The sequence below is a fragment of the Pseudomonas sp. FSL R10-2189 genome (genome assembly GCF_009600325.1).
Classification (GTDB): Bacteria; Pseudomonadota; Gammaproteobacteria; order Pseudomonadales; family Pseudomonadaceae; genus Aquipseudomonas; species Aquipseudomonas helleri.
On record NZ_WIVZ01000003.1, the window covers coordinates 211627 to 231847 of the forward strand.

At 58.3% G+C, this 20221-nt stretch carries 19 protein-coding genes and 1 tRNA gene; 8 read left to right on the forward strand and 12 right to left on the reverse strand.

Features of this window, described 5'->3' with window-relative positions; translation table 11 throughout:
• Positions 1-3 precede the first annotated feature (3 nt).
• On the reverse strand, positions 4-2040 hold the full coding sequence (locus tag GHO32_RS04185) for an ATP-binding cassette domain-containing protein (RefSeq protein WP_368668380.1): 2037 nt from the start codon (positions 2038-2040) through the stop codon (positions 4-6).
• 421 nt (positions 2041-2461) lie between these two features.
• On the opposite strand from GHO32_RS04185, the gene GHO32_RS04190 reads away from it, so the two are divergent.
• On the forward strand, positions 2462-3565 hold the full coding sequence (locus GHO32_RS04190) for an alkene reductase (protein WP_153333147.1): 1104 nt from the start codon (positions 2462-2464) through the stop codon (positions 3563-3565).
• 46 nt (positions 3566-3611) lie between these two features.
• Here the strand turns inward: GHO32_RS04190 and GHO32_RS04195 are convergent, their stop codons facing one another.
• From GHO32_RS04195 to GHO32_RS04225, 7 genes are all read right to left on the reverse strand, one after another.
• Entirely contained in the window at positions 3612-4550 is a 939-nt protein-coding gene (locus tag GHO32_RS04195) for a LysR family transcriptional regulator (RefSeq protein ID WP_153333149.1), read from the reverse strand.
• Between the two features lie 64 nt (positions 4551-4614).
• A complete protein-coding gene (locus tag GHO32_RS04200; RefSeq protein ID WP_048370024.1) occupies positions 4615-5064 on the reverse strand; it encodes a nuclear transport factor 2 family protein in 450 nt (149 codons plus the stop codon).
• Positions 5065-5341: 277 nt separating this feature from the next.
• Positions 5342-5417: transfer RNA gene (locus GHO32_RS04205), tRNA-Gly, on the reverse strand.
• Positions 5418-5483: 66 nt separating this feature from the next.
• Positions 5484-6041: a CDP-diacylglycerol--glycerol-3-phosphate 3-phosphatidyltransferase gene (gene pgsA, locus GHO32_RS04210; protein WP_048370021.1), complete on the reverse strand. Its 558-nt coding sequence runs from the start codon at positions 6039-6041 to the stop codon at positions 5484-5486.
• 32 nt (positions 6042-6073) lie between these two features.
• Positions 6074-7897, reverse strand: coding sequence for an excinuclease ABC subunit UvrC (gene uvrC / locus GHO32_RS04215; RefSeq protein WP_153333151.1), 1824 nt, complete (start codon positions 7895-7897; stop codon positions 6074-6076).
• Positions 7898-7899: 2 nt separating this feature from the next.
• Positions 7900-8538, reverse strand: a complete 639-nt coding sequence (gene uvrY / locus GHO32_RS04220; RefSeq protein WP_082148726.1) for a UvrY/SirA/GacA family response regulator transcription factor — start codon at positions 8536-8538, stop codon at positions 7900-7902.
• Between the two features lie 135 nt (positions 8539-8673).
• On the reverse strand, positions 8674-9018 hold the full coding sequence (locus tag GHO32_RS04225) for a helix-turn-helix domain-containing protein (RefSeq protein ID WP_256665470.1): 345 nt from the start codon (positions 9016-9018) through the stop codon (positions 8674-8676).
• A gap of 102 nt (positions 9019-9120) precedes the next feature.
• On the opposite strand from GHO32_RS04225, the gene GHO32_RS04230 reads away from it, so the two are divergent.
• The 7 genes from GHO32_RS04230 to GHO32_RS04260 all read left to right on the forward strand — a co-directional run bounded on the left by GHO32_RS04230 (position 9121) and on the right by GHO32_RS04260 (position 15945).
• Positions 9121-9363 (forward strand): DNA-binding protein, encoded by a 243-nt coding sequence (locus GHO32_RS04230; protein WP_048391702.1) that lies wholly within the window; start codon positions 9121-9123, stop codon positions 9361-9363.
• A gap of 649 nt (positions 9364-10012) precedes the next feature.
• Positions 10013-11104, forward strand: coding sequence for a 3-deoxy-7-phosphoheptulonate synthase (locus tag GHO32_RS04235; RefSeq protein ID WP_153333153.1), 1092 nt, complete (start codon positions 10013-10015; stop codon positions 11102-11104).
• Positions 11105-11381: 277 nt separating this feature from the next.
• Positions 11382-12263, forward strand: coding sequence for a triacylglycerol lipase (locus tag GHO32_RS04240; RefSeq protein WP_153333155.1), 882 nt, complete (start codon positions 11382-11384; stop codon positions 12261-12263).
• A 96-nt stretch (positions 12264-12359) separates the two neighbouring features.
• Complete coding sequence (locus GHO32_RS04245) at positions 12360-12641, forward strand: peptidylprolyl isomerase (protein ID WP_048370005.1); 282 nt, start codon at positions 12360-12362, stop codon at positions 12639-12641.
• A 122-nt stretch (positions 12642-12763) separates the two neighbouring features.
• On the forward strand, positions 12764-13534 hold the full coding sequence (locus GHO32_RS04250) for a 3-hydroxybutyrate dehydrogenase (protein ID WP_082148725.1): 771 nt from the start codon (positions 12764-12766) through the stop codon (positions 13532-13534).
• A 149-nt stretch (positions 13535-13683) separates the two neighbouring features.
• A complete protein-coding gene (locus tag GHO32_RS04255) occupies positions 13684-14790 on the forward strand; it encodes an enoyl-CoA hydratase/isomerase family protein (RefSeq protein WP_153333157.1) in 1107 nt (368 codons plus the stop codon).
• A 3-nt stretch (positions 14791-14793) separates the two neighbouring features.
• Complete coding sequence (locus GHO32_RS04260) at positions 14794-15945, forward strand: acyl-CoA dehydrogenase family protein (protein ID WP_153333159.1); 1152 nt, start codon at positions 14794-14796, stop codon at positions 15943-15945.
• 364 nt (positions 15946-16309) lie between these two features.
• On the opposite strand, the gene GHO32_RS04265 is transcribed toward GHO32_RS04260, so the two are convergent.
• The 4 genes from GHO32_RS04265 to GHO32_RS04280 are packed head-to-tail and all read right to left on the reverse strand — an operon-like array spanning position 16310 to position 20201.
• Positions 16310-17083, reverse strand: coding sequence for an enoyl-CoA hydratase (locus GHO32_RS04265; RefSeq protein WP_048391724.1), 774 nt, complete (start codon positions 17081-17083; stop codon positions 16310-16312).
• Positions 17084-17099: 16 nt separating this feature from the next.
• Entirely contained in the window at positions 17100-18227 is a 1128-nt protein-coding gene (locus GHO32_RS04270; protein WP_153333161.1) for an acyl-CoA dehydrogenase, read from the reverse strand.
• Positions 18228-18235: 8 nt separating this feature from the next.
• Entirely contained in the window at positions 18236-19429 is a 1194-nt protein-coding gene (locus GHO32_RS04275; protein ID WP_153333163.1) for an acetyl-CoA C-acyltransferase, read from the reverse strand.
• 10 nt (positions 19430-19439) lie between these two features.
• Positions 19440-20201, reverse strand: coding sequence for an SDR family NAD(P)-dependent oxidoreductase (locus tag GHO32_RS04280; protein ID WP_153333165.1), 762 nt, complete (start codon positions 20199-20201; stop codon positions 19440-19442).
• Positions 20202-20221 lie beyond the last annotated feature (20 nt).

Sequence of the window (20221 nt, forward strand, 5' to 3'; positions counted from 1 at the left end):
CAGTTAATGGTGCGCGCGATCTTGCTTGCGCAAGCTCGATTGAATGATTCGATCCGGAATTAATGCACACAGAACAATCGCCACCCCCGCGAGGATGCCCTCGCCGCCCTTAATGTTGCGCAGCGCCGTCATCACGTCGTAGCCCAGCCCGCCCGCGCCAATCAGCGCGGCAACCACCACCATCGACAAGCTCATGACGATGGTCTGGTTAATCCCCAGCAGCAGCGAACGGCGCGCCAGCGGCAATTGCACTTTGATCAGGGTTTGCCAAGGGCTGGCACCGTGGGCGACAGCAGCCTCGACGGCATCCTTGGGCACTTCCTGGATACCCAGCGACGTCAGTCGGATCATCGGCGCCAGGGCAAAAATGACCGTGGCAATGACCGCAGGCGTCTTGCCCACAGAGAAGAACGCCACGGCAGGAATCAGATACACAAACGTGGGCAGCGTCTGCATGGCATCCAGCAACGGCGTGATCACCCGACGAATCCGCGCCCGTTTCGCCAGCACAATGCCGGTAGGCACGCCGATGACCAAGGCAATCAAGACCGATGAACCCACCAGCGCCAGCGTGGAGATGGTGCGCTCCCAAAAGCCGAACAGCCCGATGTAGAGCAGCGCCACGCTGCTGGTCAGGGCCAGCCCCAACCCCGCCGAACGCCAGGCCAGCAACACCAACGCCAGTGCCGAGACGGACCATGGCAACCAACCCAAGACGTTCTCTATACCCTCGATAACAGTGCGCACCGCAACGATCACGCCGACAAACGCCCCTTCGAACGCCACTTGGGACCAGCCAATGAATTGGTCGATGCTGTCGGCTGCCAGCAATAACAACTGCCGGTTCGCCGGGAACTCAAACAAGGCGTTGGCCGTGTCCGGGGTAAAGACGCGCCAGATCACCAACGCCTGACTGACCAGCAGCACGGCCAGCGGCAACCCCCACCCCGATGCATTGCGCCGCACAGGTTGGCGGCTGACCGACAACGCTGTGAATCGGCTGGCAGCGAACACCACAACCGCCGCCGACACCGCAAGCCACGATGCACTGAGAATGCCTTGGCCGAACGTAGCCAGGGCTGCCAGCTCAGTGGCAAACGTCAGCCAGAACAAACCGCCTTTGCCGCGGTCGGCCAGCGCTGCTGGCCCCAGTAACAGGGCTTGCCAGCTACGCAAACCTGGCGCACCCGGTGAAACCTGAGGCTCATTGCCGGGCGCCTGGAGGCTGACACTGGCAGCCTTTTGCGCGACCGAAGGCGCGGGCAGGGAATCACGGAAAAAGTCGGCAACTTCGGCATCAGCGGGGTGTTCGAGCAACGCCTCAGGGGTCCCCACTTGCACTAAACGACCATGGCGCAGCACGGCGATGCGATCCGCGAGGCGCAGGGCTTCTGCCGGGTCATGGGTGACGAGCAAGGTGGTGATGCCGCGCTCGTGCGCCAGCGCCAGAAAGTGATTTTGCAGGTCGCGGCGGATAGTCGGATCCAGCGCACTGAAAGGCTCGTCCATCAGCAGGATGTCTGGCTCTGTCACCAAGGCCCGGGCCAGGCCGACCCGTTGCTGCATGCCCCCGGAAAGCTCGTGGGGATAGTGCTCCCCCCACCCCTGCAACCCCACCGCCTGTAACTGCAAGGTGGCAGCGGCATGACGAACCGGCTCGGGTTCGCCGCGCAGCTCCAGCGGCAGCGCGACGTTATCCAGCACCGTACGATGGGGTAACAGGCCAAAGTGCTGAAAGACCATGCCGATGCGGCGCGAGCGTAAATCCCGCAAGCCCTTGTCGTTCAGCCCGCTGATGGCTTGACCGTCAATCAACACGTCACCGCTGGTGGGCTCGATCAGGCGGTTGATATGGCGCAACAACGTTGACTTGCCGCTGCCTGAAGTGCCCATCAGGCACAAGACCTCACCGCGCCGCACTTGCAAGCTGACGTCGCTGACGGCCAGTAATTCAGGGGCGGCTTTTTTCCCCGAGTAGGTTTTGGTGACGCCCCGAAACTCAAGCACCACATCGCCCTGGCTGGCGAATTCGGTGGGCACTTGAAGAGGCCTTTGTGGCGTTGGAGTTGGCTCCGCCGCCAAAGGAAGTTGAATGACTGTCACAGGTGCTCCTGACAAACGCCGCTTGAAAACGGGCATCTGGTTCGCCCACAGGCTGCAAAAGTTGAGCGTCAGCGCATGACCTGAGAACAGTTAGCCTGATGCAAAAAAGCGCCGGGCTTAAAGCCCGACGCTGTAGAGAGGCATAAAGCTAAACGATCTTAAAAAACAAAAATAAATACTATTTAATTATTAGCTTAAGCTTCTTAATTATTTCGGTTTGTGCCAATCGAGCTTCCATGGCTGATTGTGGAACTGAGTGCCTGAATGTTTGGAATGAGCAGCCGATTATCTGAAGGACTGGGCGCCGTATATTCGCCCTGATCAGCGCCATGGAGCGCTCCACTTCAGAGGTCCCCTAATGAGCATTCTATTTTCTCCCTACACGTTGTCGGGCATAGAACTGAAGAACCGTGTCGTGATGGCGCCCATGACTCGCGCACGCGCGTTGACTACCGTGCCTGACGCATTGACGGTGCTCTATTACCGCCAGCGGGCAAGCGCAGGGCTGATCATCAGTGAAGGGGTTCCGGTTTCCGTTCAGGGCCGCGGCTATCTGTTCAACCCCGGCCTTTACACCCAAGAGCAAGTAGAAGGCTGGAAAAACGTCACCCGTGCCGTGCATGAAGACGGCGGCAAGATCTTCGCCCAGCTCTGGCACGTGGGCCGGGTATCGCACACCACCTTGCAACCCGATGGCGGCGCCCCGGTATCCTGCAGCGCCAAGCTGGCGGCCAACTCGCTGGCCTATGCCTACAACCAAGACGGTCAGCCCGGACCGATTCAAGCCAGCCCTCCCCGTGCGTTGTCGACCGAAGAAGTTGAAGCGCTCAAACACGACTTTGTCCTGGCTGCCCGCAGAGCGGTTGAAGCGGGTTTTGACGGGGTAGAGATCCACGGCGCCAATGGCTATCTGTTTGAGCAATTTATCAATCCAACGGTCAACGACCGCACGGACCGCTATGGAGGCTCCATTGAAAATCGCATTCGCCTGCTGCTGGAAACCCTGGATGCGGTCGCCGATGCAATCGGTCGCAGCAAGGTGGGGGTGCGGGTTTCGCCCTTTGGCCGGCTGTTTGATATGGCGCCCTTTGCTGACGAGGCAGAGACCTGGGTCGCCGTCGCGCGCGAACTGCAAAACCGTCGCATTGCCTATGTTCACCTGAGCGATCAATTGACCATTGGCGCCGAACGCATGCCTGAAGGTTTTGCCCAGACCTTTCGCGATTCGTACCAAGGCACCTTGATTGCCGCCGGTGGCTTTGATCGCGAATCGGCCGAGGCGGCGCTGGCGTCAGGTGAGCTGGATCTGGTCGCATTTGGCCGACCCTTTATTGCCAACCCGGACCTGGTAGAGCGGATGAAAAACGGCTGGCCGATTGCAGTGCCTGATCGCTCAACGTTCTACGGCAACAGCGGCGAAAAAGGCTACGTCGACTACCCGTTTTATACGCCGGCCCAGTAACCGGACTCACTTGAAGCGCCCGCCCAGGGCGCTTCAAGTCACTGTTTTAAACTGCCGCAGGGCCCAAATCCGGTCGAAAAATCAGCACATCACGTTGTGCCAGTGCCAGCAGTTCATCCACGACCATGCGGACCTTGGGCTGAAGATAACGCGTCCGTGGCCAGATCACGTGAATCGGCATTTCAGCCCCGGCACAGGCTTCAAGCACCGGGACCAACAGGCCCTGCTCAACAGGTGTTTGCACCAGCCAAGTGGGCAGTTGCGCCAGGCCGCCCCCGGCAAGGGTCAGGTTCAATAACATCTCCCCATCACCCACCTCATGCTTGACCCGCACCTCGTGTTCATGGGTCTGCCCCTTTTCGTCCTTCAACATCCAGGTTTTGCGGGTGCCATTACGCCAGCCGACAATGCAATCGTGATGCAGCAGATCATCGGGCGCCTGTGGCGTGCCATGCGCTTGTAGATAGGCCGGGGTCGCACAAATCAGCAGGCTCTGGCTGCCCAGTTTGCGGGCAACTATTTCGGCGTCATCTTTCAACACACCGATTCTGACCACCAGGTCGACACCCTCGTTGACGATATCTACCAGCCGCTCACTGAAGCTGACGGACAGATCGAGCTGCTGATAACGCACCGCCATGTCGATCAGCGTCGGCAAAATATGCCGACGGCCAAAGGCTGCAGGAAGATCAATGCGCAGCCGGCCAACAGGCGCTTGCTGGCCAGTGGTTAAAAAACCCTGCGTTTCGGCCAGCTCATCCATCACTCGCAGGCAACTGGCCAGATATGCCTCGCCTTCAGCGGTCAACACCAGACGCCGGGTGGTGCGATGCAGCAGCTTCACCCCTAAACGTGCCTCAAGGCGCGTGACACTTTTACCCACCGCCGAACTGGTCACACCCAGCTCAAGCGCGGCTGCCGTGAAGCTTAGTGACTGAGCGGCAGACACAAACTCGCGAATACCGTCAAAAGGGTTTGCAGACATTAAACGCTCCGGGGCCTGGGTTGCTTTCAGAAAGGGATCGCTCGTCTGTCAGCTTGATCGTGGCTTATTCACGGGCATTACGCTCAGGCCAGACCACCTCAAGGCGGGTATGGGTGATGCGCCACTCCCCGTCGATTCGCTGATACTGATCGGCATACAGGCCAAGCAACAGCAACGGGTTTGGATCGGGTTTCGAAGCCGTTTCAAAATCGATCAAGTAGCAGCGACCTTGCGCCGTATCGGGCCCGGTCAACTGGATCCAGTGGTTCACAATGGCATGCATAAAGGGATAACTCCCTTGCTTGTCCCGATCGAACAGCGTGAAAGCCTCAGCCAGGCCAGCACGTATGGCGTCGATGCCCTGCATCTTACCGACCGTGACCTCCACCACGGCGTCTGCCGAAAAAACCTGGTCCAGCGCCGCGATATTGTTGCTGTCCAGATGGTGTGCGTAAAGCGTGCGAAGTGCGCGAATCTCTTCGCGATCCAGCAGTGCCTTGAGTTTGATGTCCATGCCAGTGACCTCTTAAAGATGCATGCCTGGGGATTGGGTGCCAACGCCCAATCAGTAGAAAGGTCACTGTAGTCAAGATTAGGAGAAAGATAATGCGGGATTAATTCCAAACATTATGGAATTGAAGGATGGAATAGAGCACTGACGCAACGGCCAAGAGAGATGTAAGCGCGCCCGACAACGATGGTTTTAGTAGGTGCGAAGAAACGAAAAAAGGACCCGAAGGTCCTTTTTTCAACGATTCACAGACTTCAGTTGAACTCTGTGAATCTTTATTTGGAGCGGGAAACGAGACTCGAACTCGCGACCCCGACCTTGGCAAGGTCGTGCTCTACCAACTGAGCTATTCCCGCGTTTTGGTGTTGCGCATTCTATAGATTTCAAAGAATGCGTCAACCCCTTGATTCAAAAAGTTTTATTTATTTTGTCGAGGTGGTCTTCAAATGCGGCCAGGCAGCACGCAAGTATTGAACCATCGACCACAGCGTCAACCCCGCCGCGACCATCAGCAACCCATAGCCGATCAGGACCCAGAAGCTGAAGTCTGACGGGTTGGCCAGCAAAATGACCAACGCCAGCATTTGCGCCGCTGTTTTCCATTTGCCCATGTTCGACACGGCAACCTGGGCCCGCGCGCCCAGCTCTGCCATCCACTCGCGCAAGGCCGAGATGACTATTTCACGGCCTATGATCACCGCTGCCGGTAAGGTCAGCCAGAAGTTGTGATGTTCTTGCACCAGCAACACCAGCGCGACCGCCACCATCAATTTGTCGGCAACCGGGTCCAGAAAGGCGCCGAACGGTGTGCTTTGTTCCAGTCGGCGGGCCAGATAACCATCCAGCCAGTCCGTTGCAGCGGCAAAGGCGAACACCGAGCTTGCAGCGGCATAACTCCAGCTGTACGGGAGGTAAAACAACAGAATAAAGAACGGAATCAGAAGAACGCGTAGAACGGTGATCAAATTAGGGATATTCATCGGCACAACTGGCTACGAGGTGAGGGAGCATTCTACTCGCTGTGCAGGTTTGCATAAATCAACTCAGCGAGCTTTTTACTGATACCGGGTGCTTTGGCAATTTCTTCGATGCTGGCACGAGACAGCTCTTGTAATCCACCAAAATGTTTCAGCAGGTCACGGCGACGAGTTGGCCCCACCCCCGCAATCCCTTCCAGGGTAGACGTGTTACGGGTTTTACCACGTCGCGCACGATGCCCGGTAATGGCAAAACGGTGGGCCTCGTCGCGGATCTGCTGGATCAAATGTAGCGCCGGCGAGTCACCTTTCAAGGTGAATTCATGGGCTGCATCGTTCAGGTATAGAGTTTCAAAGCCCGCCTTGCGCGTCGTGCCTTTGGCCACGCCGAGCAAAATCAGGTCCGGTACGGCCAGCTCATTGAGCACGTCACGGGCCATCGAAAGCTGCCCCTTGCCCCCGTCGACCAGGAGGATGTCGGGCAGCTTGCCCTCGCCTTCCTTGAGCCGACTGAAACGGCGCATCAAGGCCTGGTGCATGGCTGCATAGTCATCGCCCGGGGTCACACCTTCGATGTTAAAACGCCGGTAGTCAGATTTGATCGGGCCTTCCGGGCCAAATACCACGCAAGAGGCAACGGTGGCTTCGCCGCTGGAGTGGCTGATGTCGTAGCATTCCAGCCGCTGGGGGACTTCATCGAGCTTCAAGACTTGCGCCAGCGCTTCAAAGCGCGCCGCAACATGCAGACGGTTGGTCAGGCGCGCGCTCAACGCCTGCTCAGCGTTGGTCACGGCCAATTGCTGCCAGCGCGCGCGGGTACCGCGCACGCGATAACTGATGGCCATCTCGCGCCCGCGCAGGGCTTCAATCGCTTCGCTGATAGCAGTAAAGCTCTCGTGTTCGACGTTAACGATCAGCTCGCTCGGCAAATCGCGCTCGGGACTGCTGATGTAGTACTGCCCGAGGAACGCGGCCATGACTTCGGCCACTTCCTCCTCGATCCCCACCTGCGGGAAGAAGTTTTTGCTGCCCAGCACGCGACCACCGCGCACATTGATCAAATGCACACAGGCACCGCCCGGGTTGACGAAGGCCGCGACGATATCCACATCGCCAGTACCACCCTCCATACTTTGCTGGTCCTGAACCCGACGCAATAACGAGATCTGATCGCGTATTTCGGCTGCCCGCTCAAAATCGAGGGTGCTGGCGGCCTGCTCCATCTCGTTACCGAGCTCTTCAGTCAATGCACTGCTGCGCCCCTCAAGGAACATCACCGAGTGGCGCACATCCTGGGCATACACCTCTGGCTCAACCAGACCGACACACGGTCCTTTGCAACGCTTTATCTGGTACTGCAAGCAAGGCCGGGTGCGGTTCTTGAAATAGCTGTCCTCGCACTGACGGACCATGAAGGTTTTTTGCAACAGGCTCAAACTTTCACGGATTGCCCCCGCGCTTGGGTAAGGCCCGAAATACTTGCCCTTCTGCTTCTTGGCCCCACGATGAATGCTCAGGCGCGGGTATTGACCATCCGACAGAAACACATACGGATAAGACTTATCGTCGCGCAGCAGGATGTTGTACGGCGGGCGCCATTCCTTGATCAGCGTCTGCTCAAGCAGCAACGCCTCGGTTTCGTTGGCGGTGATCGTGGTTTCGATTTGCGCAATACGGCTAACCAGTGCCGCTGTTTTAGGCGCCAGCCCGGTTTTGCGGAAATAGCTGGCCAGGCGTTTTTTCAGATTCTTGGCTTTACCCACATAAAGCAGGCGCGCCTCACTGTCGAACATGCGATACACGCCGGGCCTGCCGCTACACGTCGACAGAAATGCACTGGAATCAAACACGTCAGTCATCGTCAGCCAGCATCTACCATGCCATGACGAACGGCGAGCAACGCCAGTTCAACATCACTTTTGACCGAGAGTTTTTCATAAATGCGATAGCGGTAGGTGTTGACTGTTTTAGGCGACAGGCAAAGCTTATCGGAAATGACCTGGACCTTTTGGCAGCCGACAATCATCAACGCAATCTGGATCTCGCGTTCAGACAAGGCATCAAAAGGGGAATCACTGGCAGGCTGGAAAGACTTGAGCGCCAACTGCTGAGCCACTTGCGGGCTGATATAGCGCTGCCCGGCAAATACCAGGCGAATGGCCTGAACCATTTCGGCCAAACCAGCCCCTTTGGTCATATAGCCCGCAGCGCCTGCCTGCAACAAACGCGTCGGGAACGGGTCCTCTTCACACACGGTTACCGCGACGACTTTGATGTCCGGATGGCTGCGCATCATTTTACGCGTCGCTTCCAGGCCACCAATGCCGGGCATCTTGACATCCATCAGGACGACATCCGGTTTCAACTCGCGCGCCTTGGCGAGTGCCTCTTCGCCAGACTCGGCTTGACCGACGACCTGCAGACCATCGATATCCGACAGCATTCGTGTAATGCCCGTACGCACAAGATCGTGATCATCGACCACCAGAACCCGAATCAAGTCGACACCTCGCAAATTGCGTCTAAGTTGGTGCCGACCACCTTAACAAAAAATAGTTGCGTCGACCTCTCTATCATTCGCGCGTGGCTCAATCCCATTCGTCGAACAATACAAAAACGATTCACTTAGAACGACTTATGCGTCATTAGGTTCTTGAAGCTTTCTCACTGATTGAGTAACCGACACTTTCGCCAGGGTGGTAGTCAACTGGCGAATGGCATCCTGATCATCTTTATGAAGGCCCCGGTAATTGACCAAAACTTTTTCTTCCAGTTGAGTCAAATTATCGACCAGCGTTGGGGTACGTGTACCGGTCAATACATATAGAACGTCTACACCCCGCTGCGCTACACGTGACAAATAATCAGCTTTTGGCGCACGATCACCATGTTCATACTTACCTTGGGCATTGGCCTCAACGCCTCCAACCTCGCCAAAAACTTTCTGCGAAAGGCCAAGACGTTCTCTTTCTTGCCTCAAACGCGAACCGATCTAACTCATTTGAATACTAGATCCCATTTTAAACACCCATAAGGATGGTATAATTCGCTTGAATTGAACCTTTTTGAACGGTTTTGAACTATGCCCGGAATCCGTACTGCCGCACAAGCCAAGGCCTGGCTTGAACATCAAGGAAAATCTGTTCAAGAGTTCGCTCGAGAACACGGCGTCGACGCAGCAACGACCTATCAAGTGCTCGCGGGCCGAAAAAAAGGGAAGCGTGGAGAGGCCCACAAGGTGGCTGTTCTTCTGGGAATGAAGGACGGCATCATTGCTCCGTCTATCAGCGAATCAACAGGTAGTGAAAAAGACAAACCTGATTGAACGGATCAACTGTTCTAAGGTACAAGCGAGGAACCTGCAATCAGAGTAGCACTATCTGCTCATCCACCTCGCTCTGTCGCAGATACGGTGCCAAAGCCGCAGGTTTAAAGACATGATGCCGATAGCAATTTTTAATTGAATCGCGCTACCGCTCTCGAGTAAGCTCCTGACCATTCAGTGGAGAACACACATGTTGCATAACGTACACACAGCCATTAGCAAGCAGGTCGCTACCCAGCGCCAGGCTGCTGCTGTGCGCACGCACAATGCACACTCGACTGCACGATTTTATTTTGGGTATTGGTTTAGCCACTGGCGCGCCTGATACCCATCCGGCGGCCACTTTCAAGGGGTCGCCTACCAGAGAATTCTCACCCCCGGTCGGCTACCCGACCGGGGGTTTTGTTTTTTTAGCCCCCTAAAAAATGACTTATTTGAGGAATGCACACATGAACTCCACCACTTATTACCGCTTCGACCTTTGCACTGCCTGGCGATTTATCAGCCGCCGTTCGGGACAGCCTGCCGCCTCCGAACGGACCCACATCGGTGGCACGCATGAACTCACAGCCAGTCTGGCCAATTGTCGAACACCCCAGTAGGGCTGAGCGCGCGGGAAACCCCGCCGCCTGCCCAGGAAGCACACACCATGAACGCATCTGTATCTGCTCTGCCAAACACCGCTCACACAGACACCAAAGCTGCCCTGACCCAGCGCCTGCCCAGCGCCTCACAGCTCAAGCAGCAACTGCCACTGGGCGCAGAACTCAGCCTGATGGTGAGTCAGCAGCGCCAGGCCATCCGCGCCATCCTCAATGGCGAAGACTCCCGCCTGTTAGTGGTCGTTGGCCCTTGCTCCCTTCATGATCCGGTCTCGGCACTGGAATACGCCAGCCAACTGGCCGCCCTGTCTCGCGACCTGAGCGAAGACCTGTTGCTGGTGATGCGTGCCTACGTCGAAAAACCCCGCACCACCATCGGCTGGAAAGGCCTGGCCTACGACCCGCATCTGGACGGCAGCGACGACATGGCCCACGGCCTGACGCTGTCGCGCGAGCTGATGATTGAAATGCTGCGCATGGGCTTGCCCGTGTCTACCGAACTGCTGCAACCCATGGCGGCCGGCTACTTCGATGACGTACTGGGCTGGGCGGCGATTGGTGCGCGCACCACCGAATCCCAAATCCACCGCGAAATGGCCAGCGGCCTGGACCTGCCCGTCGGCTTCAAAAACGGTACTGACGGCGGCGTAGGCATTGCATGCGACGCCATGCGTTCATCCGCCCACGGGCACCGCCACTTCGGTGTCGACAGCCAAGGGCATCCCGCCATCATCATGACCTCCGGCAACCCGGACACCCATCTGGTCTTGCGCGGCGGCCACAGCGGCCCGAACTACGACCGCAGCAGCGTGGCCAAGGCCCGTGCAGGTCTTGAAAAAAACGCCATCCCTGCGCGCCTGATGGTTGACTGCAGCCACGCCAATAGCGGCAAAGACCCTCTGCGCCAGCCGCACGTATTCAAAGACGTATTGGCGCAACGCCTGGAAGGTGATCACTCGCTGATTGGCGTGATGCTCGAAAGCCATCTTTTCGAGGGTTGCCAAGCGCTGGGCAACGACCTGCGCTACGGCGTCTCCGTCACTGACGGCTGCCTGGGATGGGAAGCCACCGAGCAGTTACTGCGCGATGCGGCAAGCCAACTGCAACAGCAACGCCGTGCGCTGCTGGCCGCCAGCTAAAAATCGTCCTGCCTGACTGAATGCGCACCGCTGGGCCCTGCCCACGGTTGCGCGAAGTCGATCCCGTCTGACAGGCAAGCCGACAGATGCCGTCTGAAACACTCCCGGCTCTAAACGATTACCGCCCTCGCGCACCTGGAATCATCCAGCGCCCGCTCTGCCTGAAGGCCCACAGCCTGGCCTGGCCGACGGTAATACCCTGCAACCCAATCTGCCCGCTTCTTGTTGTCGACTAAGGTGTTTTTATGACCTCAAAAACACTCTCTGGAGAAACAACATGCACCGCACCCCCAGCACTCGCTACCCCCTTTTATTGGTCCATGGACTGTTCGGCTTTGAACGGATCGGGCCATTGCATTACTTCAACGGCATCAAGGAAGCGCTGCACGATTCAGGCGCCCAAGTATTCACGGCCTCCGTGTCCGCCGCCCACAACAACGAAACCCGTGGCGAACAATTGCTCGCGCACATCCATGACCTGCGCCAGCAAACGGGCGCCAAGCGGGTCAATTTGATCGGGCACAGCCAGGGCGCCCTGACCGCACGCTATGCCGCTGCTATCGACCCTGAGTCGGTGGCCTCGGTGACCTCCGTCAGCGGCCCCAATCACGGCTCCGAGCTTGCCGACCGCCTGCGCCTGGCCTTCACCCCCGGCCAATTGCCAGAGACTGCGGCGGCAGCCCTGATCACCGCCTTCAGCACCTTCATGTCGATACTCAGCGGCAAACCCAAACTGCCCCAACATTCACTCGAAGCCCTCAATGCGCTGACCTCAAAAGGTGTTGCCGACTTCAACAAAAAATACCCGCTAGGCCTGCCAGCAACGTGGGGCGGTATGGGCGCGGCGCAGGTCAACGACGTGTTCTATTACTCCTGGAGCGGCATTATCAAAGGCTCGTTACTCTCAGAATCAATGAACCTGTTTGATCCCATGCACAACGCCTGCCGCGTGTTTTCCAGCTTCTTTACCCGTGAAAGCAAAGCCAATGACGGTCTGGTAGGCCGCTTCAGCTCGCACCTGGGCACGGTCATTCAATCGGATTATGAAATGGACCATCTGGACACCATCAATCAAATGGCCGGCATGACTCGCCGCAAGGCCAACCCCGTGGCGCTGTATATCGAGCATGCGCAACGCTTGAAGAACCAAGGCCTTTGAGGCTGAAGGCCGGATCATCAGCCCATGGGAACTTTGCCGAGAAAAAAGCCACTGAATCCGGTAGGCTCACCACTTTCTTGAAAGGAGTAACTCCCCATGGCCAAAGCCACTGCCCGTCATATCCTGGTTTCCAGCGAAGCCAAGTGCAACGAACTGAAAGCACAAATCGAAGGCGGCGCTGATTTCGCCGAAGTTGCAAAGGCCAACTCCTCTTGCCCGTCCAGCCGTCAGGGCGGCGACCTGGGTTCGTTCGGTCCAGGCCAGATGGTTAAAGAATTCGACACCGTGGTCTTCAGCGCGCCAATCAACGTGGTGCAAGGCCCGGTTAAAACCCAGTTCGGTTACCACCTGCTGGAAGTCACCAGCCGCCAGGACTAATCCCCCAGGCTCTGCGTGAAAGCGGCCCACCTTTTGGTGGGCCGTTTCGTATCCGCAGTCGCGAAACGCGTGCTAAGTTTCCTCAACGATGAAATCACCGTGTCTCACCTGAGGAATTGATCATGAGCCTGAAAGGTAAAACCGCCTTGGTTACCGGTTCCACCAGCGGTATTGGTCTGGGTATCGCGCAAAGCCTGGCCAAGGCGGGCGCCGACCTGATACTCAATGGTTTTGGCGACGCCAGCAAAGTCATTGCCGAACTGCAGCAGTTTGGCGGCAAGGTGGGGCACCACCCGGCCGATGTCAGCGACCCGGCGCAAATCGCCGACATGATCCACTACGCCGAACGCGAATTCGGCGGCATCGACATACTGGTCAACAACGCGGGCATTCAGCACGTGTCCAGCGTCGAAGAATTCCCGGTTGAGCGGTGGGACTCGATCATCGCGATCAACCTGTCCTCGGTGTTCCACAGTACCCGCCTCACCCTGCCCGGCATGCGCAAGCGCGGCTGGGGCCGCATCGTCAATATCGCCTCGGTTCATGGTTTGGTCGGCTCGGTCGGCAAAGCCGCCTATGTGGCTGCCAAGCACGGGGTCATCGGCCTGACCAAAGTGGTCGGCCTTGAAACCGCCACCAGCAATATCACCTGCAACGCCATCTGCCCCGGCTGGGTACTCACGCCGCTGGTGCAAAAGCAAATCGACCAGCGCATCAGCCAGGGCATCGACCCGTACCAGGCCCAGCATGACCTGCTGGCCGAGAAACAACCGTCTCTGGAGTTCGTCACCCCGCCGCAACTCGGCGAGTTGGTGCTGTTTCTGTGCAGTGAAGCCGGCAGCCAGGTGCGCGGCGCGGCCTGGAACGTCGATGGCGGTTGGTTGGCGCAATAGCAGGCGCGCAATCCTGCTTGTTAGCCATGCAAAAATGCATGCCAAGCCTGCACGCATCCGGGTTGTCATCAGCAAATTTGCACTGTTAGCATCGACCATCGTTCGCCCGCGAACACATTCTAAAAATAAAGCACAGCAGGGAGTTAGTGATGACTGCTCAGGTTTCATCCTCGCCGACACAGGATGTCGAGCCGACCCAAAGCACGGTACTGGCCGAGGTCCGCAACCATATTGGCCACCTGACCCTCAACCGCCCCAGCGGCCTCAACGCCCTCGACCTGCCCATGGTCCGCAGCCTGCAACAGCAGCTCGATGCCTGGGTCGACGATGCCAACATCAAGGCCGTGGTATTGCGCGGCGCTGGCGAAAAAGCCTTTTGTGCGGGCGGCGACATTCGCTCGCTGTACGACAGCTACAAAAGCAAAGACACCCTGCACACCGTGTTCTTCGAAGAGGAATACGCCCTTGACCGCACGCTGCACCACTACCCAAAACCGCTACTCGCGTTGCTCGATGGCTACGTTTTGGGTGGCGGCATGGGCCTGGCACAAGGCTGCGATCTGCGCCTGATCACCGAACGCAGTCGTCTGGCCATGCCGGAAGTGGCCATTGGTTACTTCCCGGACGTCGGCGGCAGCTACTTCCTGACCCGCACCCCCGGCCAGATCGGCACCTACCTGGGCGTCAGCGGCGTGCAAATCCGCGCCAGCGATGCGTTGTATTGCGGGCTGGCCGACTGGTACACCGACAGCAGCAAACTGCCTGAACTGGATCAAAGCCTCGACCGCCTCCAGTGGCGCCAATCGCCCCTTGAAGACCTCAAGGCGCTGCTGGCTACCTTTGCCGTGCAAACCTTGCCCGACGCGCCGCTGGCCAACTTGCGGCCCTTGATTGACGAAGTGTTTGCCCACAACAGCGTGCCCGAGATCGTCGCTCACCTGCGCGCCGTGACGGCACCGCAACACCGCGAATGGGCCACCGAGACCGCCGACCTGCTGGAAACCCGCTCACCGCTGGGCATGGCCGTCACTCTCGAAATGCTCCGCCACGGCCGTCAACTGCCCCTTGAGCAATGCTTCGAGCTGGAATTGCACCTGGACCGCCAGTGGTTTGATCGCGGCGACCTGATCGAAGGCGTGCGCGCACTGATTATCGACAAGGACAAGACCCCGCACTGGAACCCGCCGACCTTGAGCGAACTGGACCCCAAGCACGTCGCCAGCTTCTTCACCGACTTCAAAAAGAGCGAGGTGTAAGCCATGCAAGACCTCGAACTGACTGAAGAACAAGTGATGATCCGTGACATGGCGCGTGATTTTGCCCGTGGCGAAATTGCCCCTCACGCACAAGCCTGGGAAAAAGCAGGCTGGATCGACGACGCGCTGGTATCAAAAATGGGCGAGCTGGGCCTGCTCGGCATGGTCGTCCCCGAGGAATGGGGCGGCACTTATGTCGACTACGTCGCCTACGCGCTGGCCGTCGAAGAGATTTCGGCCGGGGACGGCGCGACGGGTGCGCTGATGAGCATCCATAACTCGGTAGGCTGCGGGCCGATTCTCAAATACGGCAGCGAAGCGCAAAAACACACTTGGCTAGCCGACTTGGCGAGCGGCCAGACCATCGGCTGTTTCTGCCTGACAGAGCCGCAAGCGGGCTCCGAGGCGCACAACTTGCGCACCCGCGCCGAACTGCGAGACGGCCAATGGGTCATCAACGGGGCCAAGCAATTTGTCAGCAACGGCAAGCGCGCCAAACTGGCCATTGTGTTTGCCGTAACTGATCCGGAACTGGGCAAAAAAGGCATCTCGGCCTTTCTTGTGCCCACCGAAACACCGGGTTTTATCGTCGATCGTACCGAACACAAAATGGGCATTCGCGCGTCAGACACCTGCGCTGTCACTCTCAATAACTGCAGCGTGCCCGAAGCCAATCTGCTGGGCGAACGCGGCAAGGGGCTGGCTATCGCCCTGTCCAATCTGGAAGGCGGACGCATCGGCATTGCCGCCCAGGCGCTGGGCATTGCACGGGCGGCTTTTGAAGCAGCGCTGGGCTACGCCCGTGATCGCGTGCAGTTCGATAAAGCGATTATCGAGCACCAAAGCGTGGCCAATATGCTGGCCGACATGCAAACCCGCCTGAACGCCGCCCGCCTGTTGATCCTGCACGCCGCGCGCCTGCGCAGCGCTGGCAAACCGTGTTTGTCAGAAGCCTCCCAGGCCAAACTATTCGCGTCGGAAATAGCCGAGTTCGTCTGCTCCAAAGCCATCCAGATTCATGGTGGTTATGGCTACCTGGAAGACTACCCGGTGGAGCGTTACTACCGAGACGCGCGAATCACCCAGATCTACGAAGGCTCTAGCGAGATCCAACGCATGGTGATTGCCCGCGAGCTGAAGAACTACCTGATCTGATGCGTGTTGCCCGCCACCCTCACCCTAACCCTCTCCCGGAGGGAGAGGGAACTGATTGGGGGATATTGAAGGTTTTCTGCACTCTGGTGGTACTGCGCCGAATCTGAAAACCCCTCAGTAAAGCTCCTTCCCCCTCCGGGAGAGGGGAAAGATTGGGGGATATTGAAGGTTTTCTGCACTCTGGTGGTACTGCGCCGAATCTGAAAACCCCTCAGTAAAGCTCCTTCCCCCTCCGGGAGAGGGGAAAGATTGGGGGATATTGAAGGTTTTCTGCACTCTGGTGGTACTGCGCCGAATCTGAAAACCCCTCAGTAAAGCTCCTTCCCCCTCCGGGAGAGGGTTGGGGTGAGGGGCTTTTAAGGCCTTAGCTGTTCTTGAACTGCGCTTCGCGCTTGCCGACGAACGCCGCCATGCCTTCTTTCTGGTCATGGGTGGCGAACAGCGAGTGGAAAACCCGGCGCTCAAAACGCACGCCTTCGGCCAGGTTGACTTCAAACGCACGGTTGACGCTTTCCTTGGTCAGCATCAACACCGGCAGGGATTTCTTGGCAATGGTAGCGGCCACTTTCAGGGCTTCTTCCAGCAACTCGTCCACCGGAATTACCCGCGCCACCAGGCCCGAACGCTCAGCTTCATTTGCATCCATCAAACGCCCACTCAGGCACATTTCCATGGCCTTGGCCTTGCCTACCGCGCGGGTCAGGCGCTGGGTGCCACCCATGCCCGGCAATACGCCGAGGTTGATTTCCGGCTGACCAAATTTGGCATTGTCACCGGCCAGAATAAAATCGCACATCATCGCCAACTCACAGCCGCCGCCCAAGGCAAAACCGGCCACCGCAGCAATGATCGGCTTGCGTCGGGTCGATACCCGATCGCTGTCCGAGAACAGGTCTTCAAGGTAGATCTGCGGGTAGGTCAACTCCGCCATTTCCTTGATATCGGCCCCGGCAGCAAAAGCTTTTTTCGAGCCGGTGATCACGATGCAGCCAATGTTGTTATCCGCTTCCAGGCCGTCCAGAGCGTGATTCACTTCGCTTACCAACTGCGCGTTGAGCGCATTCAACGCCTGCGGCCGGTTCAGCGTGATCAGGCCCACTTGCCCGTGAATGTCCAACAAAATGGTTTCGTAGCTCATCGTTAACGTCCTCAATTCAAAGATTGCGCGAAATGACCATGCGCTGAATATCGCTGGTGCCTTCGTAGATCTGGCACACCCGCACATCGCGATAGATCCGCTCCAGCGGGAAGTCGTTCAAATAGCCATAACCACCCAAGGTTTGCAACGCCTTGGAACACACCCGTTCGGCCATCTCCGAGGCGAACAGCTTGGCCTGCGACGCTTCGACCAGGGCCGACTGGCCGCTGTCGCGCAGGGCCGCCGCGTACTGGACCATTTGCCTGGCGACGGCGATTTCTGTCGACATATCTGCCAGACGAAACGCTACCGCCTGATGCTCAACCAGCGGCTGGCCGAAGGTTACCCGCTCACGGGCATAATCACGCGCCGCTTCAAAAGCTGCGCGGGCCATGCCGACCGCCTGTGAAGCAATGCCAATGCGCCCGCCTTCAAGGTTGCTCAAGGCGATTTTGTAGCCCTGCCCTTCCTCGCCCAAGCGATTAGCCACCGGCACTTTGAGGTCGGTGAAAAGGATCTGGCAGGTGTCCGAGGCATGTTGCCCGAGCTTGTCTTCTACCCGCGCCACGCTATAGCCGGGTGAGTCGGTGGGCACAATAAACGCGCTGATGCCGCGCTTGCCCGCCGACGGATCCGTCACCGCAAACACAATCACCACCCCGGCGTTTTGCCCCGAGGTGATGAACTGTTTGCAGCCGTTAAGCACGTAATGATCGCCCTCAAGGCGTGCGCGGGTTTTCAGGTCGCTGGCATCAGAACCGGCTTGCGGTTCAGTCAGGGCAAACGCACCGAGCATTGCACCGCTGGCCAAAGGCACGAGGAACTCGCGTTTATGCTGCTCGGTGCCGTATTTGAGAATCGGCACGCAGCCCACCGAGTTGTGCACGCTCATGATCGTCGAGCAGGCGCCATCACCGGCAGCGATTTCTTCCAGGGCCATCGCGTAGGCTTGATAGCCTGTGTCGCAACCGCCCCACTCTTCGGGCACCAACATGCCAAAAAAGCCCAGCTCGGCCATTTCGCTGACCGCTTCACGGGGGAAACGATGCTGCTTGTCCCACTCTGCTGCAAAGGGTTTCAAGCGCTCTTGGGCAAATTGCCGAGCCGCTTCGCGAATTTGTAAGTGTTCAGATGTAGGCAGCATAAAACTCCTTAATACAGGCACTCCACGGCAATCGCCGTGGCTTCACCGCCGCCAATGCAGACAGCCGCAACGCCGTGCTTCAACCGTTTCTGGCGCAAGGCCGAAAGCAACGTCACCAGAATTCGCGCGCCCGAAGCCCCGATCGGATGCCCCAGCGCGCAAGCCCCGCCGTAGACGTTAACCTTGTCATGAGGAATATCCAGCTCGCTCATGGTCACCAGGGTCACCACCGCAAACGCTTCATTGATCTCAAACAGGTCGACCTCGGACAGGTCCCAGCCAGTCTTGCCCATTAACCGCTTGATCGCGCCAATCGGCGCAGTCGGGAACAGCCCCGGCTCGTCGGCAAACGCTGCATGCCCATGGATCACCGCCAACGGTGTGAGGCCACGTTTCTGCGCTTCGGAACGGCGCATCAGCACCAAAGCCGCCGCGCCATCGGAGATCGAACTGGAGTTAGCCGCTGTCACCGTACCGCCCTCACGGAACGCCGGCTTCAACGTCGGTATTTTCGCCAGATTGGCCTTGGGGGGTTGTTCGTCATCGCTGATCAGGCGTTGCTCTTTACCCACCGTGATCTGCACCGGCACGATCTCGGCGCTGAAGCTGCCATCCTTGATCGCTTGCTGCGCACGGGTCAGCGACGCCACCGCAAAATCATCCTGAGCCTCGCGGCTAAAACCATGGGCCTGTGCGCAATCTTCAGCAAAGGTGCCCATCAAGCGGCCTCGATCGTAAGCGTCCTCGAGACCATCGAGGAACATGTGATCGAGCACCCGACCGTGGCCCATGCGATATCCGCTGCGTGCCCGGTCCAGCAAATACGGCGCGTTGGACATGCTCTCCATACCACCCGCAACGATCACCTCGGCACTCCCGGCCAGCAGTTGATCATGGGCCAGAATGGTTGCCTGCATGCCCGAGCCGCACATTTTGTTCAACGTGGTGCAGCGCGTATCCTTGTCCAGCCCGGCGCCCAAAGCGGCTTGACGCGCAGGTGCCTGGCCCAACCCGGCAGACAGCACGCAACCAAACAGCACCTCATCCACATTGCTCGGCGCAACACCCGCGCGCTCAACCGCCGCACTGATGACTGCGGCACCAAGCTGCGGCGAGGTCAATCCTTTGAAGTCGCCCTGAAACCCGCCCATGGGCGTTCGTACTGCGCTGACAATGACAATCGGATCATTGGCTAAAGTCATTTCTCACCTCTTATTTGGCGGCCATGCGCAAGGCACCGTCGAGACGGATAACCTCGCCATTGAGCATGCTGTTTTCGATGATGTGGCGCACCAGCGACGCGTACTCGGCAGGCTTGCCCAAGCGCGGCGGGAATGGCACACCGGCGGCAAGCGAATCTCGGACTTCAGGGGTCATGCCGGCCATCATCGGCGTTTCAAAAATGCCGGGGGCGATGGTCATCACACGGATCCCGAAACGGGCCAGCTCGCGTGCGGCAGGCAAGGTCAGGCTGGCAATGGCGCCTTTGGAAGCGGCATAAGCGGCCTGACCAATCTGCCCGTCAAAGGCTGCCACCGACGCGGTGTTGATGATGACTCCACGTTCGCCGTCAGCATCCGCAGCGGTTTCGGCAATGGCAGCTGCCGCCAGACGCAGCATGTTGAAACTGCCGATCAGGTTGACGTTAATCACTTGGCTGAAGCTCTCCAGCCCATGCGGACCGTTTTTACCGAGGATTTTTTCACCGCGCACAATACCGGCGCAGTTGACCAGGCCATTGACCCCGCCAAATGCCGCAACGGTGGCCTCCACAGCTGCCTGAGCGGCATCCGCCTGGCTGATATCGGCGACCGTGCTCTGCGCGCCCAGCGTGCGCGCCTGGGCGGCCACGGCATCGGCATTCAGATCAACCAGCATCACTTTGGCGCCCGCTTTAATCAGCATTTCTGCCGTTGCGGCGCCTAATCCGGACGCACTACCGGTGACGATAAATACCTTGTTTTCAATTTGCATAAGGGTTCCTGACGACTGGG